Raw genomic sequence first — 20,815 nt, forward strand, 5'->3', positions numbered from 1 at the left:
GAGGGGGAATTACGGTGGAAAATAGGCCGCAGTGGGGATCAAGAGCAGGGTTTATTTTAGCAGCAGCAGGTTCAGCAATTGGACTAGGGAATATATGGAGGTTTCCAGCTACTGCATATGAAAACGGAGGAGGAGCATTTTTTCTTCCCTATTTATTTGCTTTGTTGACGGCAGGGATTCCTATTTTAATCATGGAGTTTGCTATAGGTCATAAATATAAAGGTTCTTCTCCTTTATCATTAGCGAGACTAAGTCCAAAGGCTGAGTGGCTAGGCTGGTGGCAAGTAGCTATTTCCTTTTTTATTTCAGTTTACTATTCCGTTATTATCGCATGGGCGATGTCGTATTTTATCTTTTCATTTAAGTTAAGCTGGGGAAAGGATACGGAAGCGTTTTTATATGGAGATTACTTAAAGTTAGCCGAAGCACCAGGACAAACAGGAAGCATCGTATTACATGTTTTAATTCCGCTTGTACTTGTATGGATTGTGACGTTAGGTGTGTTATTAAAAGGAATCAAAAAAGGAATTGAAGCGGCAAATAAAATCTTTTTACCAACACTAATTGTTCTCTTTTTAATCATTGTCATTCGAGCAGTAACATTGGACGGAGCAATGGAAGGTCTGCACGCTTTTTTTAAACCAAACTGGAGCGCAATTGGAGATGGAAAGGTTTGGATTGCAGCATATGGTCAAATTTTCTTTAGTTTATCTGTTGGTTTTGCTATTATGATCACTTATTCCAGTTACCTTCCAAAAAAATCTGATTTAACTAATAATGCGTTTATTACTGGATTCGGTAATTCCGCTTTTGAATTACTAGCAGGAATCGGTGTGTTTAGCGCACTTGGTTTTATGGCTACTCAGCAAGGTATCCCAATCGATAAGGTGGTTCAGGGAGGCGTAGGACTAGCCTTTGTTGTTTTCCCGCAAATTATTAATGAATTTCCAGCCTTTAAACAGCTGTTTGGCATGTTATTCTTTGCTTCCTTAACATTAGCAGGGTTAACGTCGCTTATTTCAATTATTGAAACATTTGTAGCAGGCATTCAAGATAAATTTACTATCTCACGTACAAAATCCGTATTAATAGGCGGAGGAATCGCTTCAATTTGCTCCCTATTATTTGCAACACAGGGCGGACTTTATTTCTTAGATGTGGTCGATTATTTCATTAATAACTTCGGAGTTGCTTTAGCAGGCTTAGTAGAAGTTGTATTAGTTGCTTGGGTATTTAAAAAGCTGAGCAGCCTTCAGCAGCATGCAAACGAAGTTTCTGATATTCGAATCGGTTCATGGTGGAAGATATGTTTAGGAGTAATTACACCGCTTGTACTTGGGTATATGATGTTTGATAACTTCCGAAAAAATATTTCAGAAAATTACGAGCAGTATGCAACGACTTTTGTAGGTCCTTTTGGTTGGGGCGTGGCAGCTCTGGCTGTTATTTTAGGAATTGCTTTTTCTTTTGCACGATGGAAAGATGGGGCGACTCGTTTGTCAGTTAAAGAGAAGGGGGTTTCTAAATAATGGATGGAAGTTCAATTACAATGATGGTTGTAGGGATGGTCATCATATGGGGCGGCTTGGCCGCGAGTATTGCTCATGCTGTGAAAAAAGCAAAAGAAAGTAAACCATCAGGATAAAAAAACAGGAAGCATTAGCTTCCTGTTTTTTTATTTTTTCTTTAGTTCTAAACGATCATTTCTTTCCCACGTTCTTAACTGAGGATATGGGTCAAACGACCACTCATTTTTGCCGTTATCTTTATACATTCCGTAATGCAAGTGAGGAGGGAATTTCCCAGAAGTTCCAGGAGGTCCATAACCTGAACTTCCTACTCCGCCAATAAGTGTTCCTGGTTCTACAATTTGTCCTACTTTTAAATTTTTTGCAAATCCGCTTAAATGAGCTAAATAGTGATAGTTATTATGAAGGTCACGAATACCGATTCGCCAGCCTCCATATTTATTCCATCCTTTAAGCTCAATAATGCCATAGCAAGGGGATTTTACTGGAACTCCATAATCTGCAAAAATGTCTGTTCCTTCATGGATTCGTTTTCCACCCCAGCCGCGCGCATCTCCCCATGTACTGCGATAACTGTAGTTCGCACGGAGAGGGACAGGAAATGAAGAACCTTTTAAATCAATGCGACCGTAATGGCGAAAAATTTTAGCATTCCCTAAAATAATATCAACCGCTTTAGCCCGGTGATAATAGTTCCAAAGCGCAATTTTAATATAGTCTTCGGACACCCCGAACGTCCGAATATAATCTGCCATGGTAAAAAGCATATCTTCATCATTAAATTGGTCTGCTTTTTTGTCTCCGTTCCCATCTTTACCCATTCCCCCGAGAAGAGAAATAGTAAGTGGGTTTGTATCTTCCAAATTTGGATTTAAAGAACCTGACCATTTTTCTGGAGGATAATAAATGGCGATCGCACCTTTTTCTCTTGGAATATCTTTATGAGAGCGTCGAATATTTCGTTCATACTGGTCAATCCCAGCAAAGTAATACCAAGGAATTGTAGTAGCGGCTTCCATTTGGTTATACAGCTCTAATCTCTTTTGAATAAGCATTTTTTCTTGATCTGCTGAAGATTCAGCTGTTACGTGGTGCCATCCTGTGAATATAGACATGAACATAAAAAGTAAGATAATCGTTTTGCGCATCGTGTTTCCCCCTTTCTAAAAATAGTGTGTAACACTAGTTTGCAGCGAGAAAAAAGATTTCATAAATATTAATTAATGGAAATCGCTTCAAAACTTTTTAAAAGAATTTTATTCAGAAGATAAATGGAAATTATACGGAGGATGAAAACGCACACATTTGGATGGAAAATAGAAGAAAACTGAGGAAAATAAAGAGCAGACAACTTGTCGAATCTCACTTTTTTATGATAAAGTGACATATAGTTATGTTTTTAATATGTAGTTAAAATTAAGCATATAGGTTATAGACATTTTCTAGATTGGTGGAGTTGATAATATGGCAACAAAAGAAGAGCATGTCCGCAAACCCGAGTGGCTGAAGATTAAGCTAAACACAAACGAAAATTACACAGGCTTAAAGAAAATGATGCGTGAGAAAAACCTTCATACAGTTTGTGAAGAAGCAAGATGTCCGAATATTCATGAGTGTTGGGCTGTTCGTCGTACGGCAACTTTTATGATTTTAGGAGAAGTATGTACACGTGCCTGTCGTTTTTGCGCGGTTAAGACAGGTTTACCAACAGAATTAGATTTAGAAGAGCCAGAACGCGTAGCAGATTCTGTTCAGCTAATGAACTTAAAACATGCGGTTATCACAGTAGTAGCTCGCGATGATTTAAAAGACGGAGGAGCAAGCGTATTAGCTGAAACAATTCGTGCGATTCGTCGTAAAAATCCATTCACAACAATTGAAGTATTGCCTTCTGATATGGGCGGTGTGGAAGAGAACTTACGTATTGTAATGGACGCACGTCCTGATATTTTAAACCATAATATTGAAACAGTACGCAGCCTTACGCCTCGTGTTCGTGCTCGTGCTAAATATGAGCGTTCTCTTGAGTTCCTTCGCCGTGCAAAAGAAATGCAACCGGATATCCCTACAAAATCAAGTATCATGCTTGGTCTAGGAGAAACAAAAGAAGAAATTATTGAAACGATGGATGATTTGCGTGCGAACAATGTAGATATTATGACGCTAGGCCAATATCTACAGCCAACTAAAAAGCACATAAAAGTTCAGAAATATTACCATCCAAATGAGTTTGAAGAGCTAAAAGAAATTGCATTATCAAAAGGATTCAGCCATGTCGAAGCAGGTCCTCTTGTACGTTCTTCTTACCATGCAGATGAGCAAGTTAACGCTGCTGCCAAAAATAAAGCACAAGAAAGTAAATAAGGTAAAAAGAGGCTGGGACGAAAGTAGTTTAGCCGAAGTGAAAAACGAACCATTAATCAAATTGTTTGATTAGTGGTTCGTTTTTTTTGTTACGGTTAACGTAAAATTTATCTGTGTTGTTTATTCCACCATATCTTTGTCAGTCATCGGTTCATTCAATTCGTTTTTCTCTCTTCCATTTGCATCTTCTCCGCCGTTCATTTTACGCCCTTGGGGAGATTTTAGCATTTGTTGAATAACAGCATCGATTCGTTTTCTAGCATCATTTGTTTGTGTATTCATTTCACTGATATTTTCGATTTGGTCCATCTGTTTCGGATTATCTGAGACGTATACATGATAATAACGAGGGACTACAGACATAGCTGTACGTTTTACCTGATCGGCTGCGTTATTCCTGTTTTTAGCATCTGTTTTATAAGCAACAAGCACATCTTTATCCGTTACTAGCGTAGCGGCTTGTTTAATATTTGGGATAGCGGTGCTCAGTTTACTAATATTGTCGGCTGCTTCCTCTCGGTTAAATGTTCCTACTTGGTTCATATTGGAACTTTGTTCATTTGTGTTTTTAGTGTATCGGACATATCCATAATTTGTGCCGCTATTATTATTTGGATTATAATAATGATTAGGCTCGTTTACATTAATGGCATCTGGGTTGTTTGGTGATAAATTTTCATTTTCAGCTGTGTTTTTATTTTGACAGCCAATGGTTAAAATACTTGTTATTAAAGCGATTCCAAGAATAGATTTCTTCACCATTTCCACCTCCTGTAGTTAAATATCGTACGCCAGGTAAACCGGCGAACCTTCATGTGGAGCATAAAAGATCAGTAGGTATACCGATAAAACTCCTACAGGATTAGAGTGCTGCTTATACGTGAAAAATTTCATGTTAATTGATGGTTTCATCATCATAATTATGGTATGGTAAATTTTAAGAGAAGAGGTGTGAGCAATGGTCTGTATCAATAATATTTGTTATGAAGTATTAAAAGATGAGCGCGAGGCATTTAATGAAGAGGCGTTTAGAGGTCGCTTTATCGATGTGCTGAGCCGCTATGACTATATTGTGGGAGATTGGGGATACAATCAGCTTCGACTGCGAGGCTTTTTTGATGATCGTAACCAGAAGGCAACGTATGATACGAAGATTAGTACGCTTCAAGATTATTTACATGAATATTGTAATTTTGGCTGTGCGTATTTTGTCTTAAAAAAAGTCCATAAGTAAAAAAAGGCAAGCCGAAGACACTAATTGTCCTTCACGCTGCCTTTTTTTTTAGATGATTTCATATAAAAATTCGCGAAGTTCCTGACCATCTTCGCTGTTTAGTTTAAATACTTCTTCAAGATAGTGGGGTTCTTCAAGGTCATCTTGTCCAATAATGGCAAAGCGTCCTCCTTGAATATCAAGAACAACTTGTTTGCCATAATAACGGTCGGTTTGGATAATAGCTAAATCAAATCGTTGATTTTCGCCCATAAAGCTGACAAACCGGGTCTTTGTAGAGACGACATCGTCATATAGATAAAAGCGTTCGCTCATAGGTATACTCCTTTCATAGGTTGTATTTGTATCATATCAAATAAGGTCAAAAACAAAAATGAATTTATCAAATGGATAATGGGTCATGATAAAATAGAACAGGAACCCCGTTTGTTTATGAAAGAAGATTTATACAGAGCTGACAACTAGGGAGGAAATAATATGTACTTTGTAGATCGTGAAAAAATAGAAGCCACGCTTGTTTTTTTTGATGAACACGTTCGTTTGTTTGCTGAGCATTCGAGCTGGAACACAGAAATAGAGAAAAAGGCATTAGAGAGAATTGTACATCTTTTAATTGAAAACGTTTTAGATGTAGGAAATGCAATGATTGATGGTTTTATTATGAGAGACCCAGGCAGTTACGATGATATCATTGACATTTTAGTTGATGAGAAAGTGGTTAAAAAAGAGGAAGAAACACCATTAAAAGAGATTGTTCAATTGCGTAAAAGCCTTGTTCAAGAATATGTGGATGTTAATCATCAGGATATTTATCAAAAAGTGATGCAGCATAAAGACGTACTGGCGGCATTTTCAGAGCGCGTAAGGACATATCTAGAGACAGAGTTAGGACCTGTGTCTGCTTTTCGTAACTAAAGGCAAGCAATTTGTAGTTGTATAAAAAATAAGCTATGATTTCAAGTATGAGACTTGAAAGGAGATCACACAACATGAAGGAATATAAAGGATATTTGATTGATTTAGATGGAACCATGTACAAAGGAACAGAGCTAATTGCCGAGGCGCGTGATTTTGTTATTAAATTAAAGGAAAAAGGAATTCCTTATTTATTTGTAACAAACAACTCAACAAAAACGCCCGATAAAGTAGCTGAAAAGCTAGAGGCATTTGGCATTCCTGCAACAGAAGAGCAAGTTTTTACAACAAGCCAGGCAACAGCTAATTATTTGCATGAACGCAAAGCAAACGCTTCAGCTTATGTAATTGGTGGAGAAGGAATCCGACATGCGTTGCTTGAAAAAGGATTTACCATTGAAGAGGAAGATACGGATTTCGTAGTTGTTGGTTTGGATCAGGAAATTACATATGAAAAATTAGCAAAAGCATGTTTAAACGTTCGAAACGGCGCCTTTTTTGTTTCGACGAACGGAGATATTGCGATTCCTACTGAAAGAGGCTTACTGCCTGGTAATGGATCTATCACGTCCGTTATTACTGTTTCTACTCAAACAAATCCAGTATTTATTGGTAAACCAGAAAGTATTATTATGGAGCAAGCCCTTGAAGTCATCGGTACGCCAAAAGAAGAAACAATCATGATTGGTGATTACTATGATACAGATATTTTAGCAGGGATGAATGCAGGCTTAGATACATTATTAGTCCATACAGGGGTAACAACAAGAGAGTTACTAGAAGGATATGAGAAAAAGCCAACTTATACGGTAGATTCACTAAAAGAGTGGATGGAGCGAATTTAAAAAGCTGTCAATTGACAGCTTTTTTTGTTTTTAAAACCTATTCTTGACTGGCAGCCCGATGCGCTAACCGGCTAGAAGCAGCGGCAGCAATTGCGCCTACTAAATCATCTAAGAAAGTGTGGCACTCTCCAGTAGATTTATCGTTTAATCTTTCTAAAATACCCGGCTTTTGTTTATCAATATACCCGTAATTGGTAAAGCCGATTGATCCGTACACATTTACAATCGATAATGCTAAAATTTCGTCGATACCGTATAAACCTTCATCTTTCTCAAGAATATCCAACAGAGGCGGCTCAATCACTTTTTTTTCCGTGAGGACATCTAGTTGAATACCCGTTAAAATAGCATTTTGAACTTCTCGTTTAGAAATGACGCGCTCAACGTTATATAAACAGTCTTCGATTGTTAAGTTTGGGTGATACTTTTTTTGCAAGTAATAGACCAGTTCAGCAATGTCTGTAAGAGCCACGCCGCGTTCTATTAACCATTCTCTTGCTTTTTTTTCTAATTCACTTTGTGTATGTTTTTTCTCCAAGTATCATCACCTGTTTTCTATATATTTTTAAGTCTAAAGTTGTTTCATACTACTAACCCGGAGTAAATAACTATAAATGGTGTATTTCTAATCTATTCATTCCTCCGTAAATATTATGACAAGTAATGTTGTTTTCCATCATATAATTTCTTGAATGAATGAAGAGAGGGATTAAAATGATACAAACCATTTATGAGCATTACGGATTACGTCCAAATGAATTTATGCCCGTTGGTAAATTTGAAGGTTTTCAGTATCGAGATATTTTATATACAATCATTAATGTAAAGCAAATGGAACAAGACGAGTTAAATGAACTATATCAAATGAGTCAATTTCTGATGGGCCAAGGTGATCGCCATGTGGCAACATTTATGCCTAATTTAAATGGAGAAATGATTACAGAAACTGAAACTGAAAAATTTATCATTTGCCGCTGTCTTGCGGAAGAGAAAAACCCCAATTTTTCACCTGGGCACGAGCTAGCTGTTTTTCATCAAAAAGGGAGGCTGTTTCCTTATGAAGTGGAAAAAGCAAACCGGCTAGGGCAATGGAAGTCCATGTGGGAGAAGCGTCTCGACCAGATGGAGCAATTTTGGTATGGAAGATTACGTGCTTTACCTAATCAAGAGATGGAAAAACGTTTTTTAGAAACTTTTCCTTATTACCTAGGATTAACGGAAAATGCTATTCAATACCTAGTAGACACGGAAATTGACGATTTGCCCCGGTCAGTTGACGCTGCGACGATTTGTCATCATCGGTTCGGCCAAAAAACATGGGGGGAAGACCACGTTTACAAGCTCCCGGCAGACTGGGTTTTCGATCACCCTAGCAGAGATATAGCTGAATATATAAGGGAACAATATTTATTAACATACGCTGTCGATGAAAGGCACATGCATCAGTTTTTAAGTGAATACGAAAAGGTAAATCCACTTTCTTCTTTTTCATGGAGACTGTTATATGCTAGACTTCTTTTTCCCGTTCATTATTTTGAGGTCATTGAAGGATACTACAGTGTACAAGATGAGCGGGAAAAACAAAAGTATTATGAGAAGCTTGAAGGAGTATTAGCTCATTCTTCTCACTACGAAGCTTTTCTGAAGCGCTTTTACCAGTCGGTAGGCATTTCAACGTCTCGTTATCACATTCCTGAATTAACATGGATTCATTAAAAAGCGATTACTATAGAATATGATAAAATAGAAAAATAGGTGTTGGATAATCCAAACCCGTTTTTCTATTTTGTTTTTGTGCATGCAGTTTAAAAAGGATAAAGAGGTGGCGTACATATGGACAAGCCGTTTGTATTTATTACGAGAAAAATACCGAATGAATTAATTGAACCTTTAAAGGCAGTAGCGAATGTGGAAATGTGGGATAAAGAAGATGAGGCAGTCCCTCATGAGCTGCTTTGTGAAAAAGCTAAGCACGCACATGCTCTATTAACAATGCTTTCAGACCGTATTGACAGTGAATTGCTTACGCAAGCTCCTCATTTAAAGCTTGTAGCTAACTTAGAGGTCGGATTCGATAATATTGACATAGAAGCGGCAACTGAACGCGGAGTTATCGTTTCTAATACACCCGATGTTTTATCTGATACAACAGCGGATTTAACGTTTGGTTTGTTAATGAGTGTAGCTAGACGTTTAGTAGAAGCTGCTGAATACGTAAAAGAAAATCAGTGGAAAAGCTGGAGCCCATTTTTGTTAGCGGGTAGAGATGTTCACCATAAAACATTAGGTATTGTTGGAATGGGGAAAATTGGAGAGACGCTTGCGAAACGTGCTACAGGTTTTGATATGGAAATCTTGTATCACAATCGGAGCCGCAACCTCCAAGCAGAACAAAAGCTCGATGCAGTTTACTGTGAGTTAAATGAGCTGCTTGAGCGATCTGATTTTATTGTTTGTTTGACACCGTTAACGGACGAAACCAAACATTTATTTAATGCTGAAGCATTTAAACAGATGAAAACAACAGCGATTTTTATTAATGCTTCAAGAGGAGCAGTGGTTGATGAGCAAGCACTGTTACATGCAATTCAATCAGGTGAAATTGCCGGAGCTGGCTTGGATGTATTCGATCAAGAGCCTATTTCTGCTTCTCACCCTCTTCTTCAATTGCCTAATGTTGTAGCGCTTCCTCACATCGGCAGTGCGAGTATCGAAACGCGCACGGAAATGATTTCTTTATGCGTAAAAAACATTAAAGCAGTGCTCACAAAAGAGTCTCCTATTACAATTGTAAATAAAGAAGCGTTTGCGAAAAAATCATAATGGAAAAAGGCAATTTCATTTCGGTGAAATTGTCTTTTTTTTATTAAAAAACAGTGGTAGCCATGTTATGATAATAAAATGAAATATTTTAAAAATTTACATTTATCTTTATATACCAATTTTTTTAACAAGTTTACGAGAAAAGATGTCCAGTAAACCTTGTAAAAAAGAAAAATAAGGTCTATAATGTCCTCTATAAGAGAACAAATGTATACGTAGAAAGAACACAGAGGTGAGGAATATGACAAAAAGTATTTCAGTAGGATTATTAGGATTAGGAACGGTAGGAAGCGGAGTAGTCAAAATTATTGAAAATCATCAGGACAAATTAAGTCATCAAGTCGGGTGCCCAGTAGAAGTTAAAAAAGTAGTAGTTAAAGATATTGATAAGAAGCGTGACGTAGAAATTAGTGAAGATAGATTAACAACGAATGTTGAAGACGTTTTACATAACGCGGAGATTGACGTTGTCATTGAAGTAATGGGTGGAGTTGAAGAAACAAGGGATTATATCTTAACAGCCCTTCGTAATAAAAAGCATGTGGTAACGGCAAACAAAGATTTAATGGCAGTTTACGGCTCAGAATTGTTAACGGTAGCTTCTGAAAACAACTGTGATTTATTTTATGAAGCAAGTGTAGCAGGCGGTATTCCAATTCTTCGTGGATTAGCAGATGGATTAGCATCTGATCGTATTACCAAAATGATGGGAATTGTCAATGGAACAACAAACTTCATTTTAACGAAAATGACAAAAGAAGGAAGCGCTTATGATGAAGTGTTAAAAGAAGCGCAGGATTTAGGATATGCTGAAGCTGATCCAACTTCTGACGTAGGTGGTTTAGATGCTGCTCGCAAAATGGCAATCTTGGCTACACTAGGGTTTTCAATGAAAATTGACTTGGACGATGTTCGTGTTCAAGGTATTACAGAAGTAACGGAAGAAGACTTGCAATATAGTAAACAATTAGGCTATACGATGAAACTGATTGGATATGCACATCGTGACGGCGACAATGTAGAAGTTAGTGTTCAGCCAACTCTTTTAGCAGATACACATCCCCTTGCTTCCGTAAGCGATGAGTACAATGCTGTGTATGTATACGGAGAAGCTGTTGGAGAAACGATGTTCTACGGACCGGGGGCAGGAAGCCTGCCAACTGCCACTGCTGTCGTATCCGATTTAGTAGGCGTTATGAAAAACATGCGTTTAGGTGTGAATGGTAAAAGTGCGGTAACACCTCAGTATCCAAAACAGTTAAAAGCAGAAGATGAAATGTTCTCAAAGCATTTCTTACGTATTCATGTTAAAGATCAAGTTGGCGCATTTGCAAAATTAACAACACTATTTTCAGAGCGTGGCGTGAGCTTCGAAAAAATTATCCAACTTCCTGTGAAAGGAAGCGAATTAGCTGAGATTGTTGTTGTTACACACAAAACATCTCAAAAAGATTATGAGGAAATCCTTCAGCAGCTTCGGGATTTACCAATTGTAGAAAATGTAAAAAGCAGTTACCGCGTAGAGGGAGTTGGCACAGTATGATGTGGAAAGGTCTATTAGCTGAATATAAAGAATTTTTACCTGTAACAGAGAAAACACCTATGCTTACGCTACATGAAGGAAATACGCCTTTAATTCATCTTGCTCATTTATCAAAAGAGCTAGGCATTGACTTACATGTAAAAGTAGAAGGGCTAAATCCAACGGGGTCATTTAAAGACCGCGGAATGGTAATGGCTGTAGCCAAAGCAAAAGAAGAAGGAAGCAATACGGTTATTTGTGCATCTACAGGTAACACATCCGCAGCTGCAGCAGCTTATGCATCACGCGCTGGCATGCGCTGTATCGTTGTTATTCCAAATGGAAAAATTGCGATGGGGAAATTAGCTCAAGCTGTTATGTATGGTGCAGAAATTGTAGCAATTGAAGGAAACTTTGACCAAGCGCTTTCTATGGTTCGTAAGCTAAGTGAAACATCACCTGTTGCACTTGTAAACTCTGTAAACCCATACCGTATTGAAGGGCAAAAAACAGCTTCTTTCGAAATTTGTGAACAGCTTGGAAAAGCGCCTGATGTTTTAGCTATTCCGGTAGGGAACGCAGGGAACATTACAGCTTACTGGAAAGGATTCAAAGAATACAGTGAGCGTCACCAAACGTCTCTTCCTCACATGCATGGTTTTGAAGCAGAGGGTGCAGCGGCGATCGTGCGTAATCAAGTTATCGAAAATCCAGAAACAATTGCAACGGCTATTCGAATCGGAAATCCAGCAAGCTGGGATTATGCTGTAAACGCAGCAAAAGAATCAAACGGAAAAATTGATGAAGTGACAGATGAACAAATCTTAGAAGCATATCGTACAATTGCACGCAAAGAAGGCGTATTTGCAGAGCCAGGTTCTTGCGCTTCAATTGCTGGTGTGTTTAAAGATGTAGCTTCTGGTAAAATTGCAAAAGGTTCAACGGTTGTAGCTGTACTAACAGGTAATGGATTAAAAGATCCAAATGTAGCAATCGATGCTCATAACGTAAAGCCAGTGGTTTTACCAAATGATGAAGAAAAGGTATTTGAGTATATCCAAGGTGTCGTTGCTTCATGCTAGAAAATGAGCGTTTTGTCATTACGGTCCCAGCTAGCTCTGCTAATTTAGGGCCAGGATTTGATTCCATTGGAGTGGCTTTATCCCGCTACTTAAGATTAACAGTAGAGCGTCATGACGAATGGGTTTTTATCCCTGAAACGAAAGAAGTGCAAAGTATTCCTACAGGTACAGATAACTTAATGTATGAAGTGGCACAAGACGTGGCTCGTCAATTTAACATTGATCTTCCAAGTGCGAAGGTCAATGTTTGGAGCAATATTCCGTTAGCAAGGGGACTTGGAAGCAGTGCATCGGCTATCGTAGCTGGAATCGAGCTGGCCAATGTACTGTGTGACTTGCGTTTATCAAAAAGAGAAAAGCTTCGCATCAGCAGCTTAATGGAAGGACATCCCGATAACGTCAGCCCGTCTATTTACGGCGGCATCGTTGTTGGTTACCATCATGAAAAGGAAACATATATTGCTCAAATACCTGAATTTGATGTCGATATTGTGATGGCTATTCCAGAATATGAATTAAAAACAACGGATGCCCGTGATGTGCTGCCTTCCGATATTAATTATCGCCATGCAGTAGAAGCTGGAGCAATAGGCAACATGCTAGTAGCAGCTCTGTTAAATAAAGATTTACCTCTGGTAGGCGAATTTATGGAGAAAGATTTATATCACGAACCTTATCGTATGAGACTCGTGCCAGAGCTTTCTCTTGTGCGAAAAGAAGCAAAAGCTCTCGGCGCATACGGTGTGTCACTAAGCGGAGCCGGTCCGAGTGTATTATGTTTAGCACCAAAAGGAAAAGGAAAAGCGATTGCTGAACATATGTATGCTTTACTGCCGAACTGTGAAATAGATGTTTTACAAATTGACCGCAAAGGTGTATTTGTAGAAGCTGAAGTCACAACGAGCTAATAAAAAAATCCTCATTCATTTGAATGAGGATTTTTCATTTGCAAGCCCCAATAAAATGGGAGGTTGCTTTTATAATAAAATCAAAGAGATTAGAATACTTGTTCTACTTCAACTACACCAGGTACTTCTTCTAAAAGGGCACGTTCGATACCAGCTTTTAGCGTAATTGTTGAACTTGGGCAGCTTCCGCAAGCGCCTAAAAGACGTAATTTTACAATACCATCCTCTACGTCTACTAGCTCACAGTCTCCACCGTCGCGAAGTAAAAACGGACGAAGTTTTTCTAATACTTCTTGAACTTGCTCGTGCATTTCTGACATAACTATCGACTCCTTTCTTCTACTCTTATTATAAACGGTCTTTCATGAAAAATCTATTGGAGTATACATCGTAATGTTACCTTAAAAGAAAAAGATGTGCAATGAATCAGTTTTGTGTAAAATAGTATTCATAATGAAGTAAAAGTGTGAATAATCGTACAGTTTATATGTAAAGATTCAAGGGGGATGTGCTATGCAGTCAACTGAGGTAGAAGTGTGTATTTATGGAGCTGAAATTGTTTGTGCAAGCTGTGTTAACCTGCCGTCTTCAAAAGACACCTATGATTGGCTAGAGGCAGCTATTTCTCGTAAATATCCGAACCAACCGTTTGCTATCACGTATGTAGATATAAACGAGCCGCATACGGATCCGGAAAAAGCAGCTTTTGCCAAGCGTGTGATTGAAGAAGATTTATTCTATCCTGTAGTGGTCATTAATGGAGAAATTGTTGGGGAAGGTAATCCGAAATTAAAGCGCGTATTTGAGGAAATGGAGAAGTATGGTTTCCGCGCATCATAACGAAAAAAGCCGTTAGATTGTCAGTCATCTAACGGCTTTTGTTTTATCCACTGTGGTGTTTATACATCCAAAGAATACCTGATTTCAATAATCGAGCTACGCGTCCTGTAATCGGACGTTCGGCAACTAAGCCAAACCCATGCTTTTTGCCTAATGAACCAAGTATGCCTTTTAATTTAATAGTTGGCAATTCATCAGGAAGCGCTTCGCCTTTCCAGCGGTGAAGAAGCACTTGCACAATTTGTTCAGCCTGACCTTCTGCAAGCTGAGCACTTGGGGCGTGCGGTAGGCTTGCACAGTCACCCAAAATGTAGACATTTTCATCGTCAGGCAAGTTATGGTATTTTGTCAATACGACGCGTCCTTGAGGATCTTTTTCCACGTCTAAATCGCGTACCACTTTATTTGGCTGAATGCCTGCTGTCCACACGATTGCATCGCTTTGAACGGGCTCATCATGATTATAAAGAATGTTCGGTTCTACTTTTGTAATATTAGCACTATTTACAATTTCGACACCGTTTGAAGTAAACCAAGTTTGAACGTAATTGCTTAAACGTTCTGGGAAAGCAGATAAAATTAATTTACCGCGGTCAAATAAGATGATTTTTAAATCCGGGCGGCTTTCTCTTAGCTCACTTGCCAGTTCTACGCCGCTTAATCCAGCTCCGACAATTGAAACAGTAGCGTGGGCCGGTAAGTTGTTTAATGTCTGATAAGTTGCTCGTGAAGCATCAATGGATTGAATGCTGTATGTATGCTCAAGAGCTCCGGGAACTCCATGATATTTATCTTCGCATCCGAGTCCTACAATCAGGTCATCGTAAGCGATCATTTGATCATCCACATAGACGCATTTCTCTTTCAGGTCTATTCGTTTTACACAGCCGTAGCGGATTTTTAAGCGAGGGTGTTCAGGAAAAGCAACACGGACATGTTGATCAGAGATTGTTCCAGCTGCAAGTGCATAGAATTCAGTTTTTAGTGAGTGATAAGGTGCTTTGTCAATAAGCGTTACTTCTACATCGTTAGGCAATTGATTCGGAAAAAGGCGCTGCAAAATGCGCATACCACCGTATCCGCCGCCCAGTATGACAAGGTTCTTCATGTGAATTTCCCCTTTAGCTTCATGCATTTTTGTTTTCTCTCTATTATTCTTGCTTTTAAGAATAGGAGGGTACAAATTACCGTTAATAAGGATGGTTGCCAAAAAGATATGAAAGGCTATATAAGATAACATATTTTACTTAAATAATAATTTAATATAACCTCGTTTGGTTTTCTATACATAAAAGTATAACTAAATTAATAAAAAACCACAATATGTTTCAACATAATTTCAAGCTATCCACGTAATAAAGCTTATTTATGCGTTTTTGAAAAAAGTCTATAAATCTAAAAAGCGCGCGCGAAATGAACGTGAATTTCTAAAGTTGACGTTGAAAATGAAAGGAGATAGGATAAACTAATAGCAGAGAGGTGAAAAAACGTGATACAGCCAATTATTGAATTTTGCGTTAGCAATTTAGCCAGCGGTTCTCAAGCAGCTTTAGAAAAGCTTGAAAAAGATCCAAATCTAGATATTATTGAATACGGATGTTTAGGTTATTGCGGGAAATGTTCACAATCTTTATTTGCCTTGGTAAATGGAGAGATTGTTACGGCGGAAACACCTGAACAGTTAGTAGATAATATCTACATTCATTTAGAAGAAAACCCAATGTTTTAAACTACCCCCGCTGTCGTATCTCTTTTTAGCAGGAGAGGGACATGAGGCTAATAGAATAGATGATGTAAGCACGGCTAGTCTTGCCGTGCTTTTTTATGCGTTTTTGCGCAAATATATGCGCTTTAACCATCCTCTTTGTAATCATAAAGCTTCTTTTGTTTTTTAATACTCTAAAGGAGGACAAAATAAAAAACCCCTTAATCTTTATGATTAAGGAGCTAAAAAAACGGGGGATGATATTATTGTGTACAAAAGAGAATCACTTTATACTAGAGCTACATAAAAAAATAATGGGTGATAATATGAAAAAATTTCAGTTTACAAAAATGCATGCACTTGGCAACAACTATATCTACGTAAATATGTTTGAAGAACATATAGAAGAGCAAGAGTTAGCACCGCTTGCTGTAAAAGTCTCAAATGTTTATACGGGAATCGGATCGGATGGAATGATTCTTATTTGTCCATCTGAACGCGCAGATGTGAAAATGCGCGTATTTAATAATGACGGCTCGGAAGCAAAAAACTGCGGAAACGGTTTAAGATGTGTAGCTAAATATGCATACGAACATAATTTAGTAACAAGCGAAAGATTTTTTATCGAAACGCTTTCTGGAGTTGTAGAAGCAACGGTGCATCCGCAGGGAAATGAAGTTCCAGAAGTAACAATCGATATGGGAGAGCCTATTTTAGCTAGAGAACAAATTCCAATGACGGGAGCAAGCCAATACCAAGTTGTTGATGAAGAGATGGAATTTGGAAAAGAACGGTTAAAAGGGACGGCTGTATCAATGGGAAATCCTCACGTCGTCTTTTATGTAAATGATATTGAACAAGCGCCTCTTACTACACTAGGTCCGGTAGTTGAAAAAGATGCGCGTTTTCCAGAAGGAGTAAACGTTGAATTTGTCGAGGTAGTGAACGAAAGAGAGCTGAACTTTCGCGTATGGGAAAGAGGTTCGGGTATCACTCAAGCATGCGGGACAGGAGCATGCGCTGCTGTTGTTTCTTCTGTGTTAAATGAGAAGACGAAAAAAGATGTGCCTACTGTTGTACACCTCGCTGGAGGAGATTTAACGATTGTTTGGCAAAATAAAGGCAATGTGTTAATGACAGGTCCAGCCAATGTGATTTGCGACGGCACGTATTATTATTAAAAATGAAGAAGCAGACGATTTGTCGTCACAGACATTTCGTCGTATACTAAACAAAAAAGGAGGTCTGTTTAAAAATGAGTCAAGATATCCTAACAATTACAGAAGCTGCAAGCTTTCAAATAAAAGATATGATGAAAGAACATGAAGAAGAAAATGCTTATTTACGTGTTACTGTAAATGGAGGAGGCTGCTCAGGTCTTTCTTATGGCATGGGTTTTGCACACGAAGTAAATGAAAACGATACGCTGTTTGAACAACATGGCATTAAGATTCTTGTAGATAGCGAAAGTGCTCCAATTTTAAAAGATGTAAAAATTGATTACAAGCAATCTATGCTAGGCGGAGGGTTTACAATTGATAACCCGAACGCCATTGCAGCATGCGGCTGCGGCTCTTCTTTCCGTACAGCAAGCAACGCAGGTGCTCCTGAAGAGTGCTAAGTATATTTTTATAAAAAAGCTTTCTTCACCTCATCTGGTGAAGAAAGCTTTTTTAGTGAGAAATTTTTGTATGTTACATCATCTACCAAACTTATTGACCGAATAATCAGTCTTTTTTATACTCAATAAAAAAGAGGAGATGAACGGATTTGATAGATGCGACTCGTTACGACGCGGAACAAGTAGGAGGTTATGGAAGTTTTCGTAAAAAAAATACCCTGCCTATTCTATGGAAGGGGTTTATAAACTGGTTAAAACTTGAAAATAGGAAAATGGAGTCTAAGGATGCAAAAAGTATTCACTTCAGTGAATCGCATTTATTTGTTCAACATTTGCCTTTTTCCTCAGGTGAAGTCTGTCATCAAAACTCGTCCTCTGCGCCTCTTAACCATTCTGAACCTTACATTCGCTATTATGAAAATGCTAATGCATCTCTGGCCGAAAGCTATGGAGCAGTGGAAGGAGAGCATATTCTGCTGATTGAACGTATTGTCGGTCAATCAGAGGTAGTAAAATATTTAAGCAAGCTCGAAGGCTTGAAGGCCTACAGAATGAGCGTAACTAGTCAAGAAGGAAACCATTCCTTTTATGAAATCTGTTTAATAAGCAGTGATGCAGAAATGATGAGTGAAATCATTCATCGAATGGTTACACCAATCCAGCAATGAAAAAAAGCAGGCGAGAGCCTGCTTTTTTTATGAGAACATTGACGTACTGTGCATAGGCTGTAAGCGAGCCTTTGGGTCAATGTATGCTTTAGCGTTATTAACGGCAGTCGGACCTTCGCCAAATCCTGCCACGATGAGTTTTACTTTTCCATCATATGTGCAGACATCACCTGCTGCATAGATGCCAGGAATATTTGTTTCTTGCTTTGAATTAACAACAATTGCATTTTTCTCTAAATCTAAGTCCCATTCTTTAATTGGACCTAGAGAAGAAACAAATCCAAAGTTTACAATAACATCATCTACGTCTACTACTGTCTTTTCTTCACCTTTTGTATTTTCTAACACAACTTGTGTAATACGGTCATCTCCAATAAACTCAACCGGTACATATGGTGTTTTAATATCAACTGATGAATTATGCAAGTTTTCTACGCTATGTTCATGAGCGCGGAACTTGTCTCGTCGATGCGTTAACGTTACTTTTTCTGCGATCGGCTCTAACATAAGAGACCAGTCTACAGCAGAATCCCCACCCCCGCATACTAATACTTTGCGGCCTTTGAATTTATTCATATCATCCACAAAATAATGAAGGTTCGTTTGCTCGAATTGTTCTGCGTTTTCTAGCTCAATTTTACGGGGCTTAAATGCACCGTTTCCAGCCGTAATAATAATTGTTTTTGAATAGTGGACTTCAGAATTAGTAGTTAATCGGAATACACCGTCCGCTTGTTTTTCTACCTTTTCTACTGCTTGCTCTAGTGCAACTGCAGGTTTAAATTGATCCATTTGCTCTTTTAGGTTATTGACTAATTCTTGAGCACGTACTTTTGGAAACCCAGCTACGTCATAAATATATTTTTCAGGATATAAAGCAGAAAGCTGTCCACCGAGCTGTGGTAAGCTTTCAATAATTTTTACGCTCGCCTGACGCATACCGCCATAAAATGCTGTAAATAAGCCTGTAGGGCCGCCTCCGATGATGGTAATATCGTATACTTGTTTATCTTCTTTCATTTATAATCACCTCTAGATTGTTCTGTGCCAATGCATATTCTACTTTATGATAGCATAGTAAATTATAAAATATCATTAAAACACGCTGGAATGTTTGAGAAACTTTCTCAACTTAAAGATCAGTATTTGCAATCATTAACATAACCACACGTTTTGGTCAAATATAAAACTGGGTATACAGGAAAGTAATTGAAAATTTAAAAGCTTGTAAATACAAAGTGAAGGGTTGAAAAACCGATGAAAAAAGCATAAGATGTTGGTGTAAATCAAGCTAGGACTTATGCTTACATTTTTTTGAAAAAGAAAAAATGTATTTTTTTAAAAAAGAACGTGAAGTGATTCACATTATTTTTCGTATATGAATAATAAATGGATAGCGATGATCGTTCTTGCTCAAACTAACATAAAAAAGCAAACCAAATAAAATTGCTCTTATCATTATATTTGTAAGACATACTTGTGACTATAACTAAAAAAGGTGGATGACATTCCTATGAAAAAGCCTAAAATCGTCATTTTGGGTGCCGGGTATGGCGGCATTATGACAATTGTTAATTTACAAAAGAAACTGGGTGCTAGTGATGCGGAAATTGTTTTGGTAAATAAAAACGATTACCATTACGAAACGACATGGCTTCATGAAGTATCGGCAGGTACAATTCATCAAGATCGCTCTCGTGTTCCTGTTAAAAATTTAATTAACACGAATAAGGTTACATTTATTAAAGACACGGTCGTAGATATTAAGTTAGATGAAAAGCGTGTTCTTCTTGAAAACAGTGAGCTAACGTACGATTATTTAGTTGTTGCTTTAGGGTACGAAGCAGAAACTTTCGGAATTAAAGGTTTAAAAGAACATGCATTTACCATTACGAGCATTAATGCAGCACGTCAAATTCGTGAGCATATTGATTATGTGTTTGCGACGTACAACAATGAAGTGGAAAAAAGAGACGAACTTCTGACAATCATTGTTGGAGGTGCTGGCTTTACCGGCATTGAATTTGTGGGAGAATTAGCAAATCGAGTCCCTCAGCTTTGCAAAGAGTTTGATATCCCGCGTGAAAAAGTACGCGTTATTTGTGTAGAAGCAGCGCCTACGGCCTTGCCAGGTTTTGATCCGGAACTTGTAGAATATGCGGTAACACAGCTAGAACGAAAAGGAATCGAGTTCAAGATCGGAACAGCGATTAAAGAGTGTACAGAAGAAGGAATTATTGTATCAAAAGATGACCAAGTGGAAGAAATCAAATCAGCAACAGTTGTATGGGCTGCAGGTGTTCGAGGCAGTCATTTAATTGAAAAAGCTGGATTTGAGAACATGCGCGGACGTGTAAAAGTAAGCAATAGCTTGCTGGCACCAGGGCATGAAGATGTGTTTGTTATTGGAGATTGTTCACTAATGATTAACCCAGAAACAGAACGTCCTTATCCGCCAACAGCTCAAATCGCTATGCAACAAGGCGGTACCTGCGCTGAAAATATTAGCCGTTTGATGAAAGGGCAAAAAGAATTAAGCGAGTTCAAACCAGATATTAAAGGAACGGTATGTTCGTTAGGGCATGATGACGCAATTGGCGTTGTATACGGTCGAAAACTATTTGGTTCAAGCGCATCTTTTATGAAAAAAGTTGTTGATAATCGCTCGCTTTTCCTTCAAGGCGGAGCAGGTCTTGTATTGAAAAAGGGAAAATTTAATTTCTTTTAAAACAAAAAGCAAAAGGTCTTCAAACCTTTTG

Annotated in this window: 24 protein-coding genes; 17 read left to right on the forward strand and 7 right to left on the reverse strand. The window is 38.2% G+C overall.

The annotated features are described in order from the left end of the window. Positions 1 to 14 precede the first annotated feature (14 nt). Both ACRPLQ_RS21130 and ACRPLQ_RS21135 read left to right on the forward strand, forming a co-directional pair. On the forward strand, positions 15 to 1,529 hold the full coding sequence (locus tag ACRPLQ_RS21130; protein ID WP_165635036.1) for a sodium-dependent transporter: 1,515 nt from the start codon (positions 15 to 17) through the stop codon (positions 1,527 to 1,529). Next, positions 1,529 to 1,645 (forward strand): methionine/alanine import family NSS transporter small subunit, encoded by a 117-nt coding sequence (locus ACRPLQ_RS21135; RefSeq protein WP_141483520.1) that lies wholly within the window; start codon positions 1,529 to 1,531, stop codon positions 1,643 to 1,645. The genes ACRPLQ_RS21130 and ACRPLQ_RS21135 overlap by 1 nt, the downstream gene beginning before the upstream one ends. 30 nt (positions 1,646 to 1,675) lie before the next feature. Here the strand turns inward: ACRPLQ_RS21135 and ACRPLQ_RS21140 are convergent, their stop codons facing one another. Next, a complete protein-coding gene (locus ACRPLQ_RS21140) occupies positions 1,676 to 2,677 on the reverse strand; it encodes a M23 family metallopeptidase (protein WP_028412626.1) in 1,002 nt (333 codons plus the stop codon). A 316-nt stretch (positions 2,678 to 2,993) separates the two neighbouring features. Here ACRPLQ_RS21140 and lipA point away from each other — a divergent pair, with 316 nt between their 5' ends. Then, positions 2,994 to 3,893 (forward strand): lipoyl synthase, encoded by a 900-nt coding sequence (gene lipA / locus ACRPLQ_RS21145; protein WP_013059637.1) that lies wholly within the window; start codon positions 2,994 to 2,996, stop codon positions 3,891 to 3,893. Positions 3,894 to 4,013: 120 nt separating this feature from the next. Here lipA and ACRPLQ_RS21150 read toward each other — a convergent pair whose 3' ends face one another. Next, positions 4,014 to 4,655 carry a YhcN/YlaJ family sporulation lipoprotein gene (locus ACRPLQ_RS21150; protein WP_033580449.1) on the reverse strand — a complete coding sequence of 214 codons (642 nt, stop codon included), beginning with the start codon at positions 4,653 to 4,655 and terminating at the stop codon, positions 4,014 to 4,016. A 196-nt stretch (positions 4,656 to 4,851) separates the two neighbouring features. On the opposite strand from ACRPLQ_RS21150, the gene ACRPLQ_RS21155 reads away from it, so the two are divergent. Next, a complete protein-coding gene (locus ACRPLQ_RS21155) occupies positions 4,852 to 5,127 on the forward strand; it encodes a YutD family protein (protein ID WP_013059635.1) in 276 nt (91 codons plus the stop codon). A 48-nt stretch (positions 5,128 to 5,175) separates the two neighbouring features. Here the strand turns inward: ACRPLQ_RS21155 and ACRPLQ_RS21160 are convergent, their stop codons facing one another. Beyond that, positions 5,176 to 5,442 (reverse strand): DUF3055 domain-containing protein, encoded by a 267-nt coding sequence (locus tag ACRPLQ_RS21160; RefSeq protein WP_033580450.1) that lies wholly within the window; start codon positions 5,440 to 5,442, stop codon positions 5,176 to 5,178. 162 nt (positions 5,443 to 5,604) lie between these two features. On the opposite strand from ACRPLQ_RS21160, the gene ACRPLQ_RS21165 reads away from it, so the two are divergent. Both ACRPLQ_RS21165 and ACRPLQ_RS21170 read left to right on the forward strand, forming a co-directional pair. Next, positions 5,605 to 6,042 carry a DUF86 domain-containing protein gene (locus ACRPLQ_RS21165; protein ID WP_013085332.1) on the forward strand — a complete coding sequence of 146 codons (438 nt, stop codon included), beginning with the start codon at positions 5,605 to 5,607 and terminating at the stop codon, positions 6,040 to 6,042. Positions 6,043 to 6,116: 74 nt separating this feature from the next. Then, on the forward strand, positions 6,117 to 6,887 hold the full coding sequence (locus tag ACRPLQ_RS21170; RefSeq protein ID WP_013059632.1) for a TIGR01457 family HAD-type hydrolase: 771 nt from the start codon (positions 6,117 to 6,119) through the stop codon (positions 6,885 to 6,887). Positions 6,888 to 6,924: 37 nt separating this feature from the next. On the opposite strand, the gene ACRPLQ_RS21175 is transcribed toward ACRPLQ_RS21170, so the two are convergent. Further along, positions 6,925 to 7,425, reverse strand: coding sequence for a phosphatidylglycerophosphatase A family protein (locus ACRPLQ_RS21175; RefSeq protein ID WP_013059631.1), 501 nt, complete (start codon positions 7,423 to 7,425; stop codon positions 6,925 to 6,927). 176 nt (positions 7,426 to 7,601) lie between these two features. On the opposite strand from ACRPLQ_RS21175, the gene yutH reads away from it, so the two are divergent. The 5 genes from yutH to thrB all read left to right on the forward strand — a co-directional run bounded on the left by yutH (position 7,602) and on the right by thrB (position 13,222). Beyond that, positions 7,602 to 8,603, forward strand: a complete 1,002-nt coding sequence (yutH, locus tag ACRPLQ_RS21180; RefSeq protein WP_028412623.1) for a spore coat putative kinase YutH — start codon at positions 7,602 to 7,604, stop codon at positions 8,601 to 8,603. 117 nt (positions 8,604 to 8,720) lie between these two features. Then, a complete protein-coding gene (locus tag ACRPLQ_RS21185) occupies positions 8,721 to 9,710 on the forward strand; it encodes a 2-hydroxyacid dehydrogenase (RefSeq protein ID WP_432236267.1) in 990 nt (329 codons plus the stop codon). A gap of 241 nt (positions 9,711 to 9,951) precedes the next feature. Next, the gene (locus tag ACRPLQ_RS21190) at positions 9,952 to 11,253 is read left to right on the forward strand and encodes a homoserine dehydrogenase (protein ID WP_014457900.1); all 1,302 of its coding nucleotides are present in this window, start codon (positions 9,952 to 9,954) and stop codon (positions 11,251 to 11,253) included. Further along, positions 11,253 to 12,314, forward strand: a complete 1,062-nt coding sequence (gene thrC, locus ACRPLQ_RS21195) for a threonine synthase (RefSeq protein WP_025752680.1) — start codon at positions 11,253 to 11,255, stop codon at positions 12,312 to 12,314. The genes ACRPLQ_RS21190 and thrC overlap by 1 nt, the downstream gene beginning before the upstream one ends. Next, complete coding sequence (gene thrB / locus ACRPLQ_RS21200; protein ID WP_033580452.1) at positions 12,308 to 13,222, forward strand: homoserine kinase; 915 nt, start codon at positions 12,308 to 12,310, stop codon at positions 13,220 to 13,222. The genes thrC and thrB overlap by 7 nt, the downstream gene beginning before the upstream one ends. Before the next feature lie 89 nt (positions 13,223 to 13,311). Here thrB and ACRPLQ_RS21205 read toward each other — a convergent pair whose 3' ends face one another. Further along, positions 13,312 to 13,542, reverse strand: a complete 231-nt coding sequence (locus tag ACRPLQ_RS21205) for a NifU family protein (protein ID WP_013059625.1) — start codon at positions 13,540 to 13,542, stop codon at positions 13,312 to 13,314. 193 nt (positions 13,543 to 13,735) lie between these two features. On the opposite strand from ACRPLQ_RS21205, the gene ACRPLQ_RS21210 reads away from it, so the two are divergent. Beyond that, positions 13,736 to 14,062, forward strand: a complete 327-nt coding sequence (locus ACRPLQ_RS21210) for a YuzD family protein (RefSeq protein ID WP_028412620.1) — start codon at positions 13,736 to 13,738, stop codon at positions 14,060 to 14,062. A 43-nt stretch (positions 14,063 to 14,105) separates the two neighbouring features. On the opposite strand, the gene ACRPLQ_RS21215 is transcribed toward ACRPLQ_RS21210, so the two are convergent. Then, complete coding sequence (locus tag ACRPLQ_RS21215; protein ID WP_028412619.1) at positions 14,106 to 15,170, reverse strand: NAD(P)/FAD-dependent oxidoreductase; 1,065 nt, start codon at positions 15,168 to 15,170, stop codon at positions 14,106 to 14,108. Between the two features lie 381 nt (positions 15,171 to 15,551). Between ACRPLQ_RS21215 and ACRPLQ_RS21220 the strand changes: the two genes are divergently transcribed. The 4 genes from ACRPLQ_RS21220 (at position 15,552) to ACRPLQ_RS21235 (ending at position 18,056) form a co-directional block, all read left to right on the forward strand. Continuing rightward, entirely contained in the window at positions 15,552 to 15,791 is a 240-nt protein-coding gene (locus ACRPLQ_RS21220; protein ID WP_033580454.1) for a YuzB family protein, read from the forward strand. 302 nt (positions 15,792 to 16,093) lie between these two features. After that, positions 16,094 to 16,948 (forward strand): diaminopimelate epimerase, encoded by an 855-nt coding sequence (gene dapF / locus ACRPLQ_RS21225; protein WP_098627080.1) that lies wholly within the window; start codon positions 16,094 to 16,096, stop codon positions 16,946 to 16,948. Positions 16,949 to 17,022: 74 nt separating this feature from the next. Next, on the forward strand, positions 17,023 to 17,388 hold the full coding sequence (locus ACRPLQ_RS21230) for a HesB/IscA family protein (RefSeq protein WP_025752687.1): 366 nt from the start codon (positions 17,023 to 17,025) through the stop codon (positions 17,386 to 17,388). A gap of 149 nt (positions 17,389 to 17,537) precedes the next feature. Beyond that, positions 17,538 to 18,056, forward strand: coding sequence for a hypothetical protein (locus ACRPLQ_RS21235; protein ID WP_033580455.1), 519 nt, complete (start codon positions 17,538 to 17,540; stop codon positions 18,054 to 18,056). Between the two features lie 27 nt (positions 18,057 to 18,083). On the opposite strand, the gene ACRPLQ_RS21240 is transcribed toward ACRPLQ_RS21235, so the two are convergent. Then, the gene (locus ACRPLQ_RS21240) at positions 18,084 to 19,076 is read right to left on the reverse strand and encodes an NAD(P)/FAD-dependent oxidoreductase (RefSeq protein ID WP_013059618.1); all 993 of its coding nucleotides are present in this window, start codon (positions 19,074 to 19,076) and stop codon (positions 18,084 to 18,086) included. 493 nt (positions 19,077 to 19,569) lie between these two features. On the opposite strand from ACRPLQ_RS21240, the gene ACRPLQ_RS21245 reads away from it, so the two are divergent. Continuing rightward, positions 19,570 to 20,784 (forward strand): NAD(P)/FAD-dependent oxidoreductase, encoded by a 1,215-nt coding sequence (locus ACRPLQ_RS21245; protein ID WP_033580456.1) that lies wholly within the window; start codon positions 19,570 to 19,572, stop codon positions 20,782 to 20,784. The last annotated feature ends 31 nt before the right edge of the window (positions 20,785 to 20,815 follow it).

It is taken from the genome of Priestia sp. TRN 1309, assembly GCF_050846875.1.
GTDB lineage: Bacteria > Bacillota > Bacilli > Bacillales > Bacillaceae_H > Priestia > Priestia zanthoxyli.